The sequence below is a fragment of the uncultured Ellagibacter sp. genome, assembly GCF_934643285.1.
Lineage (GTDB): Bacteria > Actinomycetota > Coriobacteriia > Coriobacteriales > Eggerthellaceae > Ellagibacter.
Genome location: NZ_CAKUBT010000013.1, coordinates 24,344 through 44,164, shown reverse-complemented (window position 1 = coordinate 44,164; position 19,821 = coordinate 24,344). Strand labels below are relative to the sequence as shown.

The following is a 19,821-nucleotide window of genomic DNA, read 5'->3' as shown; positions in this document are numbered from 1 at the left end:
CTAGGATTCGAACCTAGGTAGACAGAGTCAACGGGTTTACAGCCCGTCCCCTTTAACCACTCGGGCACACGCCCATGATCGACGCTTAATTCATGTGTATTTATCAAGCTGCCGCCCGCTTTTTGCCGTCCCCGGCGCAGCGAGCAAGAGAATATTACGGTAGGCTGCGGTGGCTGTCAATACCTTACACGCCACCGGGCGTATCTATTCACTATTCCTTCGCAAATCGCTCCATATGCATAGTTATGCCACATATGACCTGGTGTTATGAATTGAACGCTCCCCCACCTGCGAGCGTTATCTCTACGTGTTATTATAGATACGCTTTTGCCAAACGAACACCAGCATGCTCAACCAAGGAGGTTCCTCAGTGAGCGAGCATACGAACACACTATCAAGGCGAGCGTTTATCGGTACAGCGGCAGCAGTAGGTGCTGTCACGATGGCCGCTCCGAATATCGCATTCGGCGCCACGGCAGCTGAAAAGCAGGCCGAAGCCGATGCCGTTCGCAATCAGTTGGTCAGCCTTCAGGCAGACCTGGAAACCGCTACAGATAATTATTATGGCGCGTTGGACGAGCAGCAAGCTGCCCAAGACGCCATGGCGGCCGAGCAGGTCAAGATCGACGACACGAACGCCCAAATCCAAGAATTGCAGGGTAAGCTTTCTACCCGCGCACGCAGCATGTATCGCACGGGCTCGGCAAGCTTCCTCGACTTCGTCCTGGGTGCTTCCTCGTTCGACGAGTTCACGTCGAACTGGGATCTGCTCACGCAGATGAACAACAACGACTCCGAAATGGTCGACACCTCTAAGCAGTTGCGCGAGCAGCTGCAGGCCTCCAAGGACGAGTACGCGCGCCAAGAGCAGATCGCAGCTGACAAGGCTGCCGAAGCCGCGCAAATTCAGCAGGAGGTTCAGGCGAAGGTTGACCAGGCTACCGAGCTCGTCAACTCCCTTGACGCCGAGGCCAAGGAGCTTCTCGAGCAAGAGCAGGCCGCAGCGGCGGCTGCAGCGGCGGCTGAAGCGGCAGCGGCCGCGAATCGCAACAGCGGTTCCGGTGGCGGGTCAAGCAGCGGCGGTGGCTCCAGCAGTGGCGGCGGATCGAGCAGCGGCGGTGGCTACACTGGCGGCAGCTCCGATGTTCCCTCCTATGGTTCGGTTGTCGACTACGCCATGTCGCGCATCGGGTGCCCGTATGTGTGGGGTGCCGAAGGTCCGAACGCTTTCGACTGCTCCGGACTCGTGCGCTGGGCATATTTGCAAATTGGCATTTCCCTTCCGCATCAAAGCGAATCGCTTTACAACTGCGCATCATGGCGTGGACCTGTTTCCGAAGCTCGCCCGGGCGATGTTCTCTGGCGCAGCGGGCACGTGGGAATTGCCGTGAGCTACGGTGGATCCCATTACGTGCACGCTCCTACGTTCGGAGCTTACGTGCGCGATACGGATAGCCTTTCGTGGTCGGGATTCACTCTTGCGCTGAGATTCTAAATGTCTCTTTATAAGATGCGCTCAACGCCCCCGCTTCTTCAAGGAGAAACGGGGGCGTTCTTTATACTACTAAGGCAATAGCTGCATTAACAGGCTGGGAAAGCGTAGATCGTATAGCATTAGGGCGCGCACCCTGGTTCCCTGCTCGCCTTCTCTGTGGCAAATTGGGATGACCTCATCTCCTGCAGAACGGGAAGCGTCCTCCCCGTCTCACCGTATAAAAGAAACGGCCCACTGTCTGCACAGGGGCCGTTTCGCTCAATTGGTACTGGCGGCGCGCTACACGTCGAGATCCATGTAGGTATCGAATTCCTTCTCGATTTCCTCGGAAGGCTTTTTCGTGAGCAGCGAGACCACCACGATGGCGATGCAGGCGAACACGAATGCCGGCAAGAGCTCATAGACGCCGAACCAGCCGCCGAGAGGTTTCACCAGATTATGCCACGCGAAGACCGACGCTGCGCCGACGAGCATGCCGGCGATACCGCCTTGCAGCGTCGTACGCTTCCAGTACAAGGAGAACAGCACGAGGGGGCCAAACGACGCACCGAAGCCCGCCCATGCGTAGGACACGACGTTGAAGATGGACGAGTTGGAGTCCATCGCGATGATGATGCCGAACAGAAGAACGGCAGCCAAGGTGAAACGGGCGACGATCATGACCTGGCGATCGGTCGCGTCGCGTTTGATCAGGCCCTTGAAGATGTTCGTTGCGACCGCCGAGCCGGAAATAAGCAGATAGGAAGACGAGGAGCTCATCGCCGCTGCGAAGATACCCGAAACGACGAGGCCGCAGGCGAAGGATGGCAGAATCATGCGCGAGAGCACGACGAAGACATTTTCCGCGGCAGACTGTGTGAGGAACTCCGTCGGGATGACGGCGCGCCCGATAAGGCCGATGCACACCGCACTCGAAAGCGACACCACCAGCCAGATCATCGCGATGATGCGGGACTTCTTGATTTCGTCGGAATGACGCACGCTCATGAAGCGCACGAGCACCTGGGGCATACCGAAGTATCCAAGGCCCCACGCGAGACCCGACACGATGGTGATGAGCCCGTACTCCCCTGCCGCTCCGAACAGCGGCGCACCGTTCTCGACGACTTGGTTGCCCGCCGCATCGAGAATAGGGGTTGCAATCTGCGTACCCGAAAGGAATCCGGGGATATCCTGCAGGAAAGCGACCGTGTTCTCGACGCCGCCCGCCTGCGCGACGCTGCCGATGAACACTGTGGCGAGCGCGAAGAACATGAGCGTGCCCTGGATGAGGTCGGTCGTGCAGACGGAGAGATATCCGCCAACGAACGTGTAGAGGAACACGATGATGGCACCGAGCACCATCATCGTCGCGTAGTCGAGCCCGAAGAGCGTCGAGAACAGCTTACCGCAAGTCACAAAGCAGCTTCCCGTGTAAATCGAGAAGAAGACGAGCGTGATGATGGCCGCAATCGTCATGAGGATATGCTTGTTGTCGTGAAAGCGGTTCGAGAAGAAGTCGGGGACGGTGATGGAGTTGTTCGCCACCTCGGAGTACTTGCGCAGACGCTTCGCCACGAACTTCCAATTGAGATACGTGCCGATAGCAAGGCCGATCGCCGTCCACATGGCGTCCGACGCGCCCGTGAAGTATGCAACGCCGGGAAGGCCCATGAGCAGCCACCCGGACATGTCCGACGCTTCCGCGGAAAGCGCCGTGAGCCACGGGCCAAGCCCGCGACCGCCGAGGAAGTACGCCTCGCTTGAGGCGTTCGACTTCTTCGCATAGACGAAGCCGACGAGCACAACGACGATGAAATACAGAAGCATCGCCAGGAGTACCCAAAAATCACCAGTAACCATTTTCATCCCTCTCGATAGTCGAATAGGCGAATTATACGGCATACTTTTCCCGACTAAAGTGATATTTCGGTCGCTGTGTGAACGATTCGCGAAACGGCGGCCCTTTCGCTTTCTTTAGTAAAGAGCATGAAAGGGTGTTTGAGTGGTGTCGATACCTGCGATACGCGAGGATGCCGAGGATTTCTCGCAATTGAAACTTGTCGCATCGCGCGTGCAAACGTAATATCAAGGGCGGCAAGATTCGCGGCGTATCGCACGTTTCGCCGCACACGGCAAAGGATGAGAAATGGCTGCATTCGAACAAATGGATCGCGCGGAGCTCCAAAGCGAGCTCAATCGATTGAAAGAAGAGTACGCGCAGTTCAAAGCAAAGGGTCTTTCACTCAATATGGCTCGCGGCAAACCGAGCGCAGAGCAGCTCGATTTGAGCCTGCCCCTGCTCTCCTGCATTTCAAGCGCGCAAGATTGCATCGCCGAGGACGGCACCGACTGTCGCAACTACGGCGTGCTCGACGGTCTTCCCGAGGCGAAGCGCCTGATGGCAGTGATGCTCGATGATGTACCGGAAAATGTGATCGTCGGCGGAAACTCGAGCCTGACGCTCATGGGCAATGCCGTCGCTCGATGCCTCGACTTCGGCACACTCGGCAGCAAACCCTGGGCGCAGTACCCCGGCATCAAATGGATTTGCCCCGTTCCCGGTTACGACCGCCACTTCGGCATCACGGAATCGTTCGGCATCGAGATGATTCCCGTGAAGATGGACGAAAACGGCCCTGATATGGATGAGGTCGAGAGAATCGTCGCCGAGGACGATTCCGTGAAGGGCATCTGGTGCGTCCCCAAGTACTCCAACCCTGGCGGCGTCACCTATTCCAAGGAAGTCGTTCGTCGCTTGGCGGCCATGCCCTGCGCTGCTGACGATTTCCGCATCTTCTGGGACAACGCCTACAGCGTCCATCACCTGAACCCGTTCAAGGCCGACCAGGACCAACTCCTCGACATCGCCGAGGCATGCCGAGAAGCGGGCAACCCCGACCGTTACTTCAAGTTCGCGTCCACGTCGAAGGTAACGCTTCCTGGAGCCGGCATCTCTGCCATCGCCGCGAGCCCCGACAATATCGCCGAAATCAAGAAGCGCATGGCCACGACCGTCATCAGCTACGATAAGCTCAACCAGCTTCGCCATGTGAGGTTTTTGAAGAACGCCGACGGCATCGCCGCCCACATGGAGAAGCATGCCGATATCCTGCGCCCGAAGTTCACGCTCGTCGAAAACGAGCTCACCATGGGCCTTTCCGAGGTCGGCGGGTGCACATGGACCAAACCGCGCGGCGGATACTTCGTGTCCTTCGACGCGCCTGAGGGGTGTGCAAAGCGCATCGTGCAGCTCGCGAAGGAAGCGGGCGTCACGATGACGGACGCTGGCGCGACCTGGCCGTACAAGCACGACCCCTACGACAGCAACATTCGCATCGCGCCCACGCTTCCCCCGCTCTACGAGCTTCGCGAGGCGCTCAATGTGTTCGTCTGCTGCGTGAAGATCGCTTACGCGGAGAAGCTGCTCGCGTAGCGCGCAAGTATTTCCCCTTCGATTGTCGGAAGGTCAGCTGCGGAAAAGGTGTAGTTCATCTGCTGCGGCTGGCCTTCTTTGGTATCGTCGGGCTGCTCCACACGCACGAATGCGAACTCCGTGGATTCATAGCCTTGCATGAGCAGGGCATACGCGTAGCAAAGCGCCTGAAGTCGATGCTTTTCGTGCAACTGTGCCGGCGTTTCCCCTGGCGACCCACCTGTTTTATAGTCTACGACGAGCGCTGTGCGACCGTCTTCCCCATCGGCGAGAAGGTCGATTTCCCCCTCCATGAAAGGCGCGTCGGCTCCGTGCCCCACGCGCACGAAGAAGGGAACTTCCGCGCGAAGGCGGGAAAATGTCACGACGCGTGCCGCAAGATCGCTTTTAAACCATCGCGCAAGCGCTTCGGTGAGGCGAATGCGCTGCAAGTCGGAAAGCCCGCAATGGCGAGCGAGCGCATCAACGTGCGATTTGTCGGGGCAGACGAGGGCGGCGTTCTCGGTATGGGTGCATACTGCCTGCTGGGCAAGCCTGTGGAAGGCGGTGCCCAAGTCCGTCGCCTTGTCGGCATCCCCCGAAAGCGAAGCTCGAATCGCAGTCCACGCCGTCTCGTCCGCCTCCGAAAAACCAGGCTCTTCGAAGGACTGCACTTTCGACAATGCAAGATCTTCCTCAACCGAGTCGACTTCAACCTCATCCGATGAGCTGTGTGCAATCGACGAATAGCTGAACACATCGGCACGGGACGCAGGCCACGCCTGAGCTAGCAGCTCGCTGTGGGGCAAGACTTCGGGAATCTCGATGGTTCGCCGTGCTGGGTCGGACTCGTCTGCAAGCGAGCACCCTTCTTCTTGATTTGCCGCTTCATCGTTGTCTTCGGCGTCGACGCCTTCAGAATCACAAGGTTCTTCCGACTCAACAGCCAAGTCGATGCGCTCAACGCGCGCGGGAGACTCGCCGCCGAAATCGAGCAGAGACACGCCCGACTCGAAGGCATTGCCTTCCCCGCACAGGGCGGACTCCACACTTCCCCATACGCTCTTTGCAAGGCCTGTCGGGTCGTCTTTCGTCGTCTTCCCGGCAATTGCGCAGATGATTGCCTCCTGCGCACGGGTAAGCGCGACGTAGAGAAGTCGACGCGTCTCCTCAGTTTCGCCGAGATGCTCATGTTGGCGAATCGCGCAGCGGACCTCCACGGGACTATGGTCACCGGGGTGCTCGATCAGCTGTTGGAAGTATTCGTCGTCTTCGTCCCCCACGAAAGGAGCCACTGCCGTGCATTTCGCGATGAGCTGCGATTGCTTCGCGGTCAGGCGCGTTGCGGTCGCTCCCGCATCGAGCGAGAGATAGGTTTTGCCATTGAGCGTGGTTCGCACCATTCGCGATGAGCGCACCTCGTCGGAGCGCAGCTCGGCCACCGCGACGATGGGGAATTCGAGGCCCTTGCTTGAGTGGACGGTCATGATGCGGACGAAATCGCCTGACTTCGAGGAAAGCGATCCCGGAGCCTCTTTCGCGATCTCGATATGCGCACGCAGCTCGACTGCGGTCTGAGCAGGACCCGACCCTTTCCTGTGCTCGATGTCGCGAGCGAGGCGGCATGCCTTGTAGACGTTTGCCGCGCGCGCAAGCCCTTCGGCGCCTTCGTCTTCGAGTCGGCGAAGCCAGCCAGAATCGATGAGGACGCCCTCCATGACCTCGGAGAGGGGCTCGAGTCGCACGCGAAACGCCGCCTTTTTCAGCGTTCGTACTGCAGCGCGGAGACCGGGCGTGAGCGACGCTTCGTCTTCAGCGGCGGCGCACACCGACACACCGGAATCGAGCGAACGGCGGCGGGGAATGCCGCGCAGCTCGTCAAGGCCTGTCGAAAGGTCGATGAAATCGTCTGCAGTGAGCGCGAAGATTTCGCTCGAGAGAACCTCGAAAAGGGCTTCAGTATCCTTGGGGTTCGCAATGACCTCGGCGAGCCGCACCGCAAGGCGCACTTCTGGCGCGCGGCCAAAGATGGACCCCCCTGAGACCACACACGAAAGCCCCTTCTCGCGTATAGCATCAGCATAAATGTCGGCACACCGCATGCTGCCAAGCAAGACCACCATGTCACCCGCCGAATGGCCCTCGTCGACAAGCTTCGCAAAACGCTCCGCAATCCGCTGCGCAACCGTTGCGCGCGCCGAATCCGAGGCAACACCTCGGGGATAGGTTGTGAGCTGCACCTCGATGCGCGGATCAGACCCCTGGTAGGGGCAGTCGATGCGACCAGAATCGCGCGATGCGGAAAGCGACATGAACGAGCGTCCGAACACACTCGTCTGACTGAACACGCAGTCGACGAATGCGAGCACGTCACCATGGCTTCTGAAATTATCGGCAAGCTCGATAAGGCCTGCTTCGTTAGTGCTTGCCACCGATGCAAGGTGCCTATCGTAGACCGAGACGTCCGCCCCGCGGAAACGGTAGATGCTCTGCTGCGCATCGCCAACCGTGCACAGGCGCTCGAAGTTCTTGCCCGCCATGCGTTTGATCATATTCACCTGCAACTGATCGGTGTCTTGGAACTCGTCGACCATGATCAGCTTGAAGCGATTGGCGTACTCGGCAGCGATTTCAGGGTGCTCGCTGAACATGCGCGACGCCATCGTGAGCAGGTCGTCGTTGTCGAGCATGCCCGCCTCACGCTTGCGCCGGCGATACGCGTCGAAGACACGACCCGACAGGTCGATCACCTCGTGCATGCGCGGCTCGGCAAGGGCAAGACGAGCTTCCATCATCAAGGAGAGATACCCTTGCGCCGCTTCGGTTGCGTACTCCTTGTATTCAGACGTGCCGAACGCGCGGCTGGGAACCGGGAACGCGTTGAATAGCTCTAAGACCTGCTCAGGTGATGGTTCCGCACCCTGCTGCTGCACGTCCTCGAGCCCCTCGAGCGCACGGGCCGTACCGTCGAGGAACGCGTCGCGGGTCTTTCCCGGCTTTTGGGCCTCGCACACCGCCGTGATATCGCCCGCCAAAGACGCCATGCGCGCCATGAGCTTGCGGGGCGATGCCGCCGACGGCGCCGGCACGATAGACGCCATCCCTTCGGGGCTCGATTGCGCAGCAACGACGATGTCGCGCACCATGCCTTCAACGCTTGCGGCAGACATCGATCCCGCCTGACGAGCTGCATACTCCGTGAATAGCGCATCGTAGTCGCCAGGCGAGATGATGTCGTTCTCTGAGCCGAGCACCTCCTCGAGCGCGGCATCGAGCATGTCGTTTGCAGTCGCCTCGTCCGCCACCGTGAAATCGGGGGCGATTCCCAAGTCGAGCGCATGGGCGCGAAGCATGCGGGCGCAGGCACCATGAATGGTGGAAATCCAGGCGGAGTCGACGAGGAGCGCCTGGTCAGTCCGCCTACAGGCCTTGAGCGCGCCCTTCACACGAGACTTGATCTCGCCCGCCGCCTTCGAGGTGAACGTAATCGCGAGCACCTCATCGATGCCGGAGACGAACCCGCATTCAAGCGAATGGACGATGCGGCGGGTAAGCGTAAACGTCTTTCCGCTGCCCGCACCGGCAGACACCGCCACGGGACCCACGAGCGTATCGACGCATTGTTTCTGTCCAGGAGTGAGAGCCATATGCTATGCCCTTCTTTCTGTGCACGAGAGCACCGGGCACCAGGTGCATGCATGGGGGCTTGAAGGATCAGGGCGTACGTCACCTGAAAGCATGCGCTCGACGCCGCGGGCAATCGCCTCTTCGGTCCTGTCGAGCAGATCGGCAAATGACTCGCCGTTCCGCGGCGCGAACTCGCATTTGTCGTGACGCATGGAAGGAAGGTGCGGCGACTCGAGTGCGGTAGCGTCATAGGCTCCGGTAACGGCGCACCTCTTTCCGTAACAAACATAGAGCGCGCCGACAGGGTTAAGTCCGAGCATTCGACGGGCCACCTGAGCATAGATGAGCGTCTGCACCTTGCCAAGCCTTCCCTCTTCGCGCACGGCAAGCTCGTGTTCAGGGGAAACCGACGCCTTATAGTCGAGCACCACGGCGTGCCCCTCATCGTCGACATCGATGCGGTCCGCCGTTCCAACGAGCAGATGACCTGCGTATTCTGCCGTTGCGCCTTCCGCAATGTTGTATTCCAGATATGCAGGATGGAACGTCGGCAGAAGTTCGGCCTCGTAATCGAGGTAGTCGAGCAGCTTGCGCTTGAGGGAATCCATGTCGCGCCGTTCGAGCTCCGTCGTGGGAACGAGGCGGTTGTCCGAAGGCTTCAGGTCGTATTGGTGCGATTCGTGCCGATCGAGCACATCGCGCATGATGGCACGGGCAGAATCAATCGTTCCGCGCGTCACCTTGGGTGCGACCTCTTCTTGGAAATGGGTGTAGAAGCTCTTGAGCGCACTGTGGGCGAAATCGCCCATCTGCAGTGGGCCGAATCCCTCGTCGAGCCCTTCGAGACGCAAACGGCGCTGGGCGAACCACTTGTACGGGCACTCCAAATAGCTTTCAATCTGCGAGGGAGAGAGGCACGGCTCGTCGACCACCTGCCCTGCCACTACGCGCGGCAACACGACAAGCGGGCGCTTCGACGCCGACACCTCGCCGGGCGCGGGAAGCTCGACCGTCTCGCATGGCAGGTCGCCGCCCGCCATGACGGCATTCTCGACAAGGGTCTCCTCCCCGCGCTCGACGATCCCCTCCTGCAAACAAGCGGGCAACATGAAGGGATTCTTGATGTCATCGGTTGCAGACGGATCCTCGCGATAGCAGTCGATGAATTCCTCGAGGACGGCGGCGGGGTACGTCGGGTCGGCATTCTCGTCGTTGAGGCAACGAACGATGAGGACCATCTTGCGGGGCGCCGCCAACAGGGCCGTGAACGATCGGCGCATGCGCGAGAGCGCATCGTCATCGGGAAAGATTCCCAGTTTGGCAAGGAGCGTCGTCGCCGCATCGTCGGAATCGGAGGCGGGAAACGCGGCGCTGGTGAGATCGCACGCGACGGCAAGATCGCAGGATGCGGAAGGGAAAGACATCGCATGTCGATAGTCCGCGAACACGACGTCGGCGGGCAAGGCCGCAGGATCGCTGCCACAGGAGTGCCCTTCCGCTTCCACGCCCAACGAGCGCGAGGCGTCGACGCTCGCATGGGCCAGAAGATCGACGACCCCTTGCATATCGAGATCGGCAAGACGTGCCGCCGAGGCGGCGTCCCGCAGCGACGCCATTGCCGCAAGCTGCTCGCGGCGCCAGGCTTCAGGCCTTTTGACCATCGAGCGCACCGCGTCCTCGAGCTCGCCGAGCAGTATGTCGGCGTCCCGGTCGGTTGCGATGTCCTCCATTGCCTCGAACAGGCGGCTCTTCTCGCGCAGCGACGCCGTTATCGACTCGCAATCGATAAGCCGGTTGCCGCGGATCTGCGCATCGATAGAATAAGCGCCCTCGACAGAGAACCCCGAGAAGGGCGAGAGCAGATAGTCCATAAGGTCGCCCGAGCGCCAAGCATCGGAGACGAGGAATCGGCGAAGCGAGAGCATCGCACGCCCGAAGTCGGTCTGGACAAAGGGGACGCTAGCTCGAACGGCACACGAAAGCCCCGCTTCCGCAAGCGCAGGCGCAAGCTTCTCGAACAGAGACAGGGGCTCCTTGCAGACGACGAGCGCGCCTTCGCGATCTTCGCCGCAAAGGACATCGCGCAAAGTCGCTGGCTCGGCATAACTTCCCGAGGGGAAGGCGAACCTCACGAGAACGCCCTCAGGTGCGCGATGAATCCCTCCCCCGCCAGGTGCCAAGCGAACCTCGTAGCTGATAAGCGGACACGCTTCGAGGAATGCCCTCTGCTGCGCTGACAAGGGCGACGAGCACTCGACGAGCAGGCGCAAGGGCCGCGACGGCATAGCGCCCGGAAGCATCTTGAGCGCTTCCCCCGCAAGCACACGGCCGGAGCCTCGCAGCGCATCGCGCACATCGGCGCACAGGCGCAGCACGCGAGCCTGCGCGGAAGTGACCCCGCAATCCTCGCCGCGCTTCGCACGGGCACACGCCTCGTCGAAGGTGGGTATTCCCGCGCTTTGAAGGCAGGCCGTCACCACGCGGGCGCAGCCTGCCGCAGCTGGGTCCTTCGAGCACAGCGACACGGAGAGCGCTTCCACCTCGAGAGGACTCGCGATAACCCGGCCGTCGCCGAAAAGCTCCCAGAGGTCGGCAATCCAGGTGGGAAACGTGGCAACCGTCGCCCCAAAAAGCGCACGGGGACCGGCCTCGGCAGCAACGCGTTTCCGATAGGAGAGCGCCTCGGCGTATGTCGGGAGCAGGACTACGTCGTATGAAGTATGTTCGTTCGTATTCATGGGCTCAGTATACACGAACATATGTACCAATTAAAGAAGGGCTCGAAGATTCTTGCCGTGTTTCCCACGCGTATTTTCCCACCAGACCGGCGGAGGATCCTAGCCTCAACACGCGCGCCGAACGACGACGCTGCGCGAAGGGTCGACCCGAGTCTCGATGTCGCGGCTTCCGCAGTCGGGACACGTGCGCGAACCTTCGCCAGGCTTGAGCACGCGCCCGCAGGTGCTGCAGACGAACAGGATGGCAGGAACGCTCACGCCGTTTCCCATCCTAAGCGATTGCGCCTTGATAGCGACCTCTCTCGGAATCTTCATTGCAAGGCTCCTTACAATCCGAACAGATGGTCGGCGGTGTTGCTCACGAAGTCATCCTCATCGAGCACCCAGCCAGCATCAGTCTTGACAAGCGAGAACATGATGAAGGAGTACTCGGAGCTCACATGCCCCTTCGCCGTCTCCGTTGCCGCAGCGACCTGCTGCTTTGTGGAAGTGCGCGAGCCCGCTGCGAGCGAGCGCGCCGCATTGTCAACCGCCGACACGAAGTTGTATACCGGAACGCTCGTGCAGTCGGCGAACACGTCGGCAGTACCGTCGGTATAAGCGAAGACGTCGTCATCGTCAACCGTGCATGACGCCTCCTCGATGAACCAGCGCGCAAGCTCCTTCGAATCGACGCCCGCATCATCGGCGGAGAACCCGAACATCTTGACGTACCTCGCATTGGCCCCTTGGGCAATGCGGTCGACGATCTTCTCGTGCGAATCGAGCGACGCCAAAGCATCGCGCGCGGACGCAAGCGCCGCAAACTCGTCGGCTTCATCGTTGGAGAAGCTGTTCATGGAACTAGAAGAGCCGTCCTGGCGCTCCGAGCCCGAGTCATCAAACCAGCTCGAGGTATCGTTGTCGAACGAATCGGCGATATCACCCACGCAAGACGCCGCACAGCTTCCAACCTGGGAAATCAGAATGAGAGCGATGATGATACCGAAAATGGAGCCAAGACAGGACTTCTTCTTGGGAGTCTCTTCGGGCGAAGCGGGCTTGCCGCCTTCCACGCCCACCGTCGATTGCGGCTTTTTCATCCCCTTGCCGAACGCGTCCTTCGGCCGCCCCGATGTCGTGTGCACGATGGTCCGGCGCAAGCGATCGGAAACGCCTTTCGGATGGGGATGCTCCTCCAAGAAGGGCGCCGCTGCAGGGCGCTTGCCCGCCCCCGCGGGAGGGGTAGCACGCGTCGGTGAGCTTCCCACCTGCGGAGATGTTTCCGCATACGCACGGGATGCCGCCGAGGGCGAGCTCTTGCGAGCCTCCGAGGAACCCGCAGGCGCCTGAGCGGTGAGCTTCTTTTCGAGCGTGCGCCGACGAGCATCGATACGTTCTTTCGCGGATACTTCCCGAACGTCAAGCGAAGCGTCGTCCGCGGACTTTCCTGGCCGCCCAGCAGGCGCCGCGGGTGCAGCCGGCTTCGCAGGAGAGGCAGGCACAGCGGGAGCCGCGGGAACGCCGTAGCCCTTGTTGTTCTTGTCTGCCATGCACTCCCCTTTCGATTGCGTTATCGCATGGGAACCATTATACGGGACGCGCTTTGCCGCATGGAGCTGCGAACGACATTCTTACGTTGACACGCGAGCGGGCGCAGCTAAAGCGGCCTCCAACAAAGGACGGCCCAGCGCGTCTCCTGGGTGTAGTCCATCATAACGCCGCCGCCAGGGCGCTCCTTCACGTGCTCATCAAAGAACGCATCGAGCAGGGGGCGCTCTTCGGGCTTCACGTCCGCCGCCTTGGCGAGAAATCCCTTGAGCTCCTCGGCGCTATCCGATTGCGGGACGCGCGGCACCTCGATGTAGCGGACCTCAGGGAAACGCCCGCTTCCCAGCAGATAGTTCAAAAGCACGGCAAAATCACTTGCGAGCTGGGGCGGCGTAATCTCGCGACCCAAAGCGCGCTCCACGCGGGCGTCGATCCACGGTACCTCGCCGCATGCAGTGGTGATCACGACACGGCTTTTCGCCTTGGACTCGAGCTTGGCGACGGCATCTTGGATGTCATGGGTGGTGAGAGAGCGCGACGAAATCGCCACGTCAGCCTGAGGGATGCCCTCCCAGCTCTCCTGCCATGCGCGACGGAAGATGAAGAAACGCTCCTCGACGCCGGCTTCGGCAACCGCCTGCCGCAACTCCCCGAGCATCCCGTCCGAGAAATCGACTGCCACCACATCGTGGCCCTTTTTCGCCAATGGAACGCTGAGCACGCCGGGGCCGCAGCCCATATCGAGGATGCTCTCGCCCGGCGCGAGCGCGAGCAGCTCGGTGAGCTGCGCGAGATAGCTGCTGCGCCGATTCTTGTGAGCATAGTTGGGCGCCATCTCGTTCCAGCGCACCCTGAGTTCATCAAGGGTTTTGTCGGCGTTCTTGTCGGCGCTTCGGTAGAAATCGCACCATTCCTGGGCGGTGGGCACGCGTTGCAAAAGAGGCCTCCTCGTCGATAACCAGCCGCAGCGGAACCAGGCAACGCGCAAGATCGGCGCGCGGAAGCTGCGGTCGAAACGATAATCCTGTAGCGAATATGATACCTAATCGCGAAGCATTGCGCGCGGAAAGACCGCGAGAAGGCGCCCTCGCCCACGAGACCTTTTCTTGAAAACCGGAGTCTCGTGGACAGAAAGCATCGATGAGGGCGCGGCGCGCCACCTCGTTTTCCGCCCGCGAAAAACCCCACAAAACGAAGGAGGGCGCGGCCCTCGCAGAGAACCGCGCCCTCCCTATTCGCTTAGGTGTAAGCCCTTCCGCCTCGTTAGTCCTCGGCGTAGAGCTCCTTCAGCTTCACCAGATGGTTGTAACGATCGATCGCTGCTTCCTCGTTGCGCTCGAAGAGTTCGGCTGCGCGCTCGGGGAACTCGCGCGTGAGTCGACTGTAGCGCGCCTCGTTCATGAGGAACTCCTGGTAGCCTCCAGCGGGCTCCTTGCAATCGAGGGTGAACTTCTTGCCCGCGGGCGCCGCCGGGTTGTAGCGGAAGAGGTTCCAGTACCCGCAGTCGACGGCCTTCTTCATCTCCTCCTGGCAGTTCTTCATGCCGCCCTTGATGGCATGCATCTCGCAAGGAGAGTAACCGATGATGAGCGACGGTCCCGGATATGCCTCGGCCTCGGCGATGGCCTTAATCGTCTGCGCCGGCTTCGCGCCCATGGCGACCTGCGCCACGTACACATAACCGTACTGCATGGCGATCTCGGCGAGACTCTTCTTAGCGATGTTCTTGCCCGCCGCCGCGAACTGCGCAACCTGGCCGATGTTGGATGCCTTGGATGCCTGGCCGCCGGTGTTGGAGTACACCTCGGTGTCGAAGACAAACACGTTCACGTCCTCGCCGGATGCGAGCACATGGTCGAGTCCGCCGTAGCCGATGTCGTAAGCCCAGCCGTCGCCGCCGAAGATCCAGATGGATTTCTTGGCGAGGTAGTCCTTGTTCGCGAGGATCTTGGCCGCAAGCGCCGATGCCTCCCCTTCGCCTTCCGCAAGCTTCTCAAGCTCGGCCACGAAAGCGGCGGAAGCATCCTTCGATGCCGCGGAGTCATCGCGCGCGTCGAGCCACGCCTGCGCTGCCGCAGCCGCGTCCTCGGGCACGCCGGCAGCAAGCAGCTGCTCGGTCTGCTCGATCACCATCTGGCGAACGGCGGTGTGACCCTGCAGCATGCCGAAGCCGTGCTCGGCGTTGTCTTCGAACAGCGAGTTCGCCCAAGCGGGGCCGTGGCCTTCCTTGTTGACCGTATACGGCGAGGTCGCAGCGGGACCGCCCCAGATGGAGGAGCACCCGGTCGCGTTGGAGATGAACATGCGGTCGCCGAACAGCTGGGTGACAAGGCGTGCATAGGAGGTCTCGGCGCAGCCCGCGCAGGAGCCGGAGAACTCAAGCAGCGGCTGCTTGAACTGGCTGCCCTTCACGGAGTTGTCCTGCACCTCGGGCTTGTCGGCAACCTCCGCCACGCAGTAGTCGAACACATCCTGCTCGGCGAGCTCGCCCTCGGCACCGACCATGGAAAGCGAGTCGGTGGGGCACACGCCGACGCACACGCCGCAGCCCATGCAGTCGAGCGGCGAGATGGCGAGGGTGTAGCGGAAAGTGTCCTTGAGCTTGCCCTTCATGGGGATGGCCACAAGGTTCTCAGGCGCTGCGGCGACTTCCTCGTCGGTGAGCGCATAGGGGCGGATCGTGGCGTGCGGGCAGACGAACGAACACTGGTTGCACTGGATACACGTGGAGGAATCCCATTTGGGAACGCTCACGGCGACACCGCGCTTCTCGTAGGCGGAAGCGCCCTGCTCGAACTGGCCGTCCTCGTGGCCGACGAACGCGGAGACAGGCAGCGAGTCGCCGTCCATGCGGCCGACGGGCTCCATGATCTCGCGCACCTGCTTGACGAGCTCAGGCTTGCCCTCAAGCTCGGGGGCAGCCGCATCGCCTGCGGCGTCCGCCCAGTCGGCGGGAACGTCGATCTTCACGAACGCGGTCGCGCCGGCGTCGATCGCCTTGTGGTTCATGTCGACGACGGCCTGGCCCTTCTTCAGGTACGATTTCGTTGCCGCATCCTTCATGTATTGGATGGCCTCGGCCTGCGGGAGCACGCCGGCAAGCGTGAAGAACGCCGACTGCAGGATGGTGTTCGTACGCTTGCCCATGCCGATCTCGATGGCCAGGTCGATCGCGTTGATCGTGTAGAGCTGCACGTCGTTTTTCGCGATGTAGCGCTTGGCGTCGGCTGACAGGTGGTGCGCAAGCTCCTCGGGCGTCCACTGGCAGTTGATCATGAAGGTGCCGCCCGGCTTCACGTCCTTCACGATGGGGAAGTCCTTCGTGATGTAGCTGGGGTTGTGGCAGGCGACGAAGTCCGCCTTATTAATATAGTAGGGGCTGCGGATCGGGCTGTCGCCGAAGCGAAGATGCGAAATCGTCACACCGCCCGTCTTCTTGGAATCGTACTGGAAGTAGGCCTGCACGTACTTGTCGGTGTGGTCACCGATGATCTTGATGGAGTTCTTGTTCGCGCCGACCGTGCCGTCGCCGCCCAAACCCCAGAACTTGCACTCGATGGTCCCGGGCGCCGCGGTGTTCGGGCAGTTGGGGTCCTCAGGCAACGAAAGGTTGGTCACGTCGTCGACGATGCCGATGGTGAACTGGCGTCGGGGCTCGTCCTTCGCAAGCTCGGAGAACACGGCGAACGCGGACGCGGGCGGGGTGTCTTTGCTGCCCAAGCCGTAGCGGCCGCCGACAACGGTGATGCCCGAGCGGCCCTCGATGGCAAGCGCGTTCAGGACGTCCATATACAAAGGCTCGCCCACGCTGCCCGGCTCCTTCGTACGGTCGAGCACGGCGATCTTCTTCACCGTCTCGGGAAGAGCCTCCACGAACTTGCTCGTCACAAACGGGCGATACAGGCGCACCTTCACAAGGCCCACCTTCTCACCGTGGGCGTTGAGGTAGTCGATGACCTCCTCGGCCACGTCGCAGAACGAGCCCATGGCCACGATCACGCGGTCGGCGTCGGGCGCGCCGTAGTAGTTGAACAGCTCGTAGTTGGTGCCGAGCTTGGCGTTGATCTGGTGCATATAGTCCTCGACGATGGCGGGAAGCTCGTCGTAGAAGGAATTGCACGCCTCGCGGTGCTGGAAGAAGATGTCGCCGTTCTCGTGCGAGCCGCGCATGGAGGGGCGCTCGGGGTTGAGCGAGTGATCGCGGAACGCCTGCACCGCGTCCATGTCGCACATATTTGCCAGATCGGCATAATCCCAGCATGCGACCTTCTGGACCTCATGCGAAGTGCGGAAGCCGTCGAAGAAGTTCAAAAACGGGACGCGCCCCTTGATGGCCGCAAGGTGCGCCACCGGAGCCAAGTCCATGATTTCCTGCACGTTGCCCTCGGCGAGCATGGCGAAGCCGGTTTGGCGGCAGGCCATGACATCGGAGTGATCGCCGAAGATGTTCAGGGCCTGGGTGGCCACGGTGCGGGCGGAGACGTGCAAGACGCCGGGGAGCAGCTCGCCCGCCATCTTGTACATGTTGGGAATCATGAGGAGGAGGCCCTGGGATGCGGTGTAGGACGTGGTGAGAGCGCCCGCTGCGAGCGAGCCATGCATCGTGCCCGAAGCGCCGCCTTCCGATTGCATCTCGCACACCTTCACGCGCGTGCCGAAGATGTTCTTCCTGCCCTGGGCGGACCACTGATCGACCAGGTCAGCCATGGGGCTCGACGGCGTAATGGGGTAAATTCCCGCCACCTCGGTGAACGCGTAGGAAACGTACGCGGCCGCGGAGTTGCCGTCCATCGACTTGAATTCTCGTGCCATGCTCACTCTCCTCAGATAATTACGGAAGGGCAAAGGCGCATGAGGCGTGCCCCCTGCGCCCTCGTGCACAATCTCGTCTGTTCTTGTAGACATTCAGGAATACTAGCAGCGCAATCGCACTCCACCCGCCTGCAGCGCGAAACGGCGCTTGCAAGGGTTGTTACGCTTCGGTAAATGGGCGCGACGGGGCGCGCAGGAGAGCGCACGGGACATCGGGAGGGATGTTTAGGGGACAGAAAGGGGCCTTAAAACCCCTTCGCCGCTGGTCAAACGTGACTGATTCGGTAACAGTACGCGGGATTGTCCCTCTCGGCGCAACGTTACAACTTTCGAACAAGATGCACGAAATCCTTTACTTTCCCTTTATTTATCAAGCGGTTTCGAAGATAATGTGAAGCGTTCGTGCGCAAAAGGAAGGCGCATGAGCGTACGGGGGTCGTCCCCGAACGATAAAAGTTGGAGGGTATTCCATGGAACAAGTGAAACTCACTCGTCGCTCCTTCGTTGCAGGCGCAACTGCCGCAGGCGCGCTCGCCGCGCTTTCGCTGACCGGCTGCGGTGGCGGATCGAGCGAGAAGAAGGACGACGGCGCGAAGTCCGACGGCACCGCTAAGGGCGGCGGCACCATCGTCGCTGCTTGCAGCTACAAGAACGCCAACTACAACCCCATCGGCGCAAGCTCCGCCCTCATGCTCCCCGCAATCCAGCACTGCCTCGAGGGTCTCTATGAGCTCAACTACTTCAGCGGCAAGACCGAAGCTGCCCTCGCAGCCGGCGAGCCGACGAAGGTTTCCGACACCGAGTACGAGGTCGCGCTTCGCCAGGGCGCCAAGTATTCCGACGGCACCGAAGTGACCGCCGACGACGTCGTCGCCGTGGTCGAGGCCAACAAGGCTAACGCAACTTACAAGGACATGCTCTCCTTCATCGACGAAGTCACCGCCAAGGACGCCTCCACGGTTTCCTTCAAGCTCGCCTATCCTTCGGTCGACAGCGACAGCCTGCTCAAAGAGCGCCTGTCCCTGTGCCGCGTGTTCCCGGCAAGCGAAATCACCAAGGAATCCATGCCCACCCCGCCGATCGGGTCGGGCGCTTGGGCATTCGGCGAGTGCAACGGCGAGGACGGCGGCGAGCTCAACTTCACGCCGAACGCCAACTACAACGGTGCAAAGCCGGCAAACGCTGACGCCATGCAGTGGCTCGTCCGCGTCGACAACACCGCTCGCGTGACCGCCCTTCAGGAAGGCACCGCCGTCGCTGGCGAGAACATCCCGTTCGCCAACAGCGACCAGCTCGTGAACGCCGGCGTCACCGTCGACAGCGTCAGCAGCTACGGCATCGGCTTCCTCATGTTCAACTGCCAGAAGGAGCCCTTCAACGACAAGCGCGTCCGTCAGGCTTTCTTCTACGCCATCGACTACGACAAGCTCATCTCCAACCAGCTCGGCGGCCAGGCGGAGACGCTGACGTCCTACCTGCCGAAGGACAACCCGGCCTACCATGAGGCTTCCACCATCTATAAGTACGATCCCGAGAAGGCGAAGTCCCTGCTCAAGGAAGCGGGTCAGGAGAATCTCTCCTTCACGCTCCTCGTCATCGACAACTGGATCAAGGACCTCGCAGCTCAGATCCAGCAGGATCTCCAGGCAGTCGGCCTGACCTGCACGCTCGACGTCCAGGCTGCCCCCTACCCGGCGCTCGCTGCCAAGGAAGACAATTCCGTGCTCGACTACGACGTGTTCCTGGCCCCTGGCGACGTGTCCTGCTTCGGCACCAACGCCGACGTGCATCTGGCCTGGTTCTACGGCGAGAACACCGACTGGTGCCAGGGCCGTACCTGCTGGGCAAAGGCTGGCGACGGCAAGTGCAGCGAATTCAACCAGTACCTCGACGAGGCACGCAAGGCCACCGATGCGGGCGCTCGCCAGGAAGCCTACAACAAGTGCTTCGACATCATCGCCGAGGAAGTGCCACTGTACCCGCTGTTCCACAAGAAGGTTCTCACCGGCTACTGGGCAGACAAGATCGAAGGCTTCGAGCCCAGCCCGACCACCGGTCTGTACTTCCAGGACGCAAAGCTTAAGTAAGCTTGCCTAAAAAGCCTGCTTCATCCTGCACGAAAGCCCGCCTCCCGAGGCGGGCTTTTTGTTGCGAAACAACCGCGAAACGCGGAAAGCGGGCATGCGCAACTATACTGGTTGCATTGCAGTCGAAAGAGGGAGGAA

General features: G+C 61.1%; 10 protein-coding genes. 3 read left to right on the top strand and 7 right to left on the bottom strand.

Annotated features, from left to right (window positions below; all coding sequences use genetic code 11):
* Window positions 1-442 precede the first annotated feature (442 nt).
* Complete coding sequence (locus tag Q0I65_RS07145) at window positions 443-1,495, top strand: C40 family peptidase (protein WP_296061695.1); 1,053 nt, start codon at window positions 443-445, stop codon at window positions 1,493-1,495.
* 279 nt (window positions 1,496-1,774) lie between these two features.
* Here the strand turns inward: Q0I65_RS07145 and putP are convergent, their stop codons facing one another.
* A complete protein-coding gene (gene putP, locus Q0I65_RS07140) occupies window positions 1,775-3,337 on the bottom strand; it encodes a sodium/proline symporter PutP (protein WP_296061692.1) in 1,563 nt (520 codons plus the stop codon).
* A 286-nt stretch (window positions 3,338-3,623) separates the two neighbouring features.
* Here putP and Q0I65_RS07135 point away from each other — a divergent pair, with 286 nt between their 5' ends.
* Window positions 3,624-4,910, top strand: coding sequence for an aminotransferase class I/II-fold pyridoxal phosphate-dependent enzyme (locus Q0I65_RS07135; RefSeq protein ID WP_296061686.1), 1,287 nt, complete (start codon window positions 3,624-3,626; stop codon window positions 4,908-4,910).
* Here Q0I65_RS07135 and Q0I65_RS07130 read toward each other — a convergent pair.
* The 6 genes from Q0I65_RS07130 to nifJ all read right to left on the bottom strand — a co-directional run bounded on the left by Q0I65_RS07130 (window position 4,886) and on the right by nifJ (window position 17,596).
* On the bottom strand, window positions 4,886-8,536 hold the full coding sequence (locus Q0I65_RS07130; RefSeq protein ID WP_296061685.1) for a UvrD-helicase domain-containing protein: 3,651 nt from the start codon (window positions 8,534-8,536) through the stop codon (window positions 4,886-4,888). The genes Q0I65_RS07135 and Q0I65_RS07130 overlap by 25 nt on opposite strands.
* A 3-nt stretch (window positions 8,537-8,539) precedes the next feature.
* Window positions 8,540-11,254, bottom strand: coding sequence for a PD-(D/E)XK nuclease family protein (locus tag Q0I65_RS07125; RefSeq protein ID WP_296061683.1), 2,715 nt, complete (start codon window positions 11,252-11,254; stop codon window positions 8,540-8,542).
* A 105-nt stretch (window positions 11,255-11,359) separates the two neighbouring features.
* Window positions 11,360-11,569: a hypothetical protein gene (locus tag Q0I65_RS07120; RefSeq protein ID WP_296061681.1), complete on the bottom strand. Its 210-nt coding sequence runs from the start codon at window positions 11,567-11,569 to the stop codon at window positions 11,360-11,362.
* 11 nt (window positions 11,570-11,580) lie between these two features.
* On the bottom strand, window positions 11,581-12,786 hold the full coding sequence (locus tag Q0I65_RS07115) for a hypothetical protein (RefSeq protein WP_296061679.1): 1,206 nt from the start codon (window positions 12,784-12,786) through the stop codon (window positions 11,581-11,583).
* 107 nt (window positions 12,787-12,893) lie between these two features.
* Complete coding sequence (locus Q0I65_RS07110; protein WP_296061699.1) at window positions 12,894-13,712, bottom strand: methyltransferase domain-containing protein; 819 nt, start codon at window positions 13,710-13,712, stop codon at window positions 12,894-12,896.
* Between the two features lie 335 nt (window positions 13,713-14,047).
* Window positions 14,048-17,596, bottom strand: a complete 3,549-nt coding sequence (gene nifJ / locus Q0I65_RS07105; protein WP_296061675.1) for a pyruvate:ferredoxin (flavodoxin) oxidoreductase — start codon at window positions 17,594-17,596, stop codon at window positions 14,048-14,050.
* 470 nt (window positions 17,597-18,066) lie between these two features.
* On the opposite strand from nifJ, the gene Q0I65_RS07100 reads away from it, so the two are divergent.
* Window positions 18,067-19,683 (top strand): ABC transporter substrate-binding protein, encoded by a 1,617-nt coding sequence (locus Q0I65_RS07100; RefSeq protein ID WP_296061671.1) that lies wholly within the window; start codon window positions 18,067-18,069, stop codon window positions 19,681-19,683.
* The last annotated feature ends 138 nt before the right edge of the window (window positions 19,684-19,821 follow it).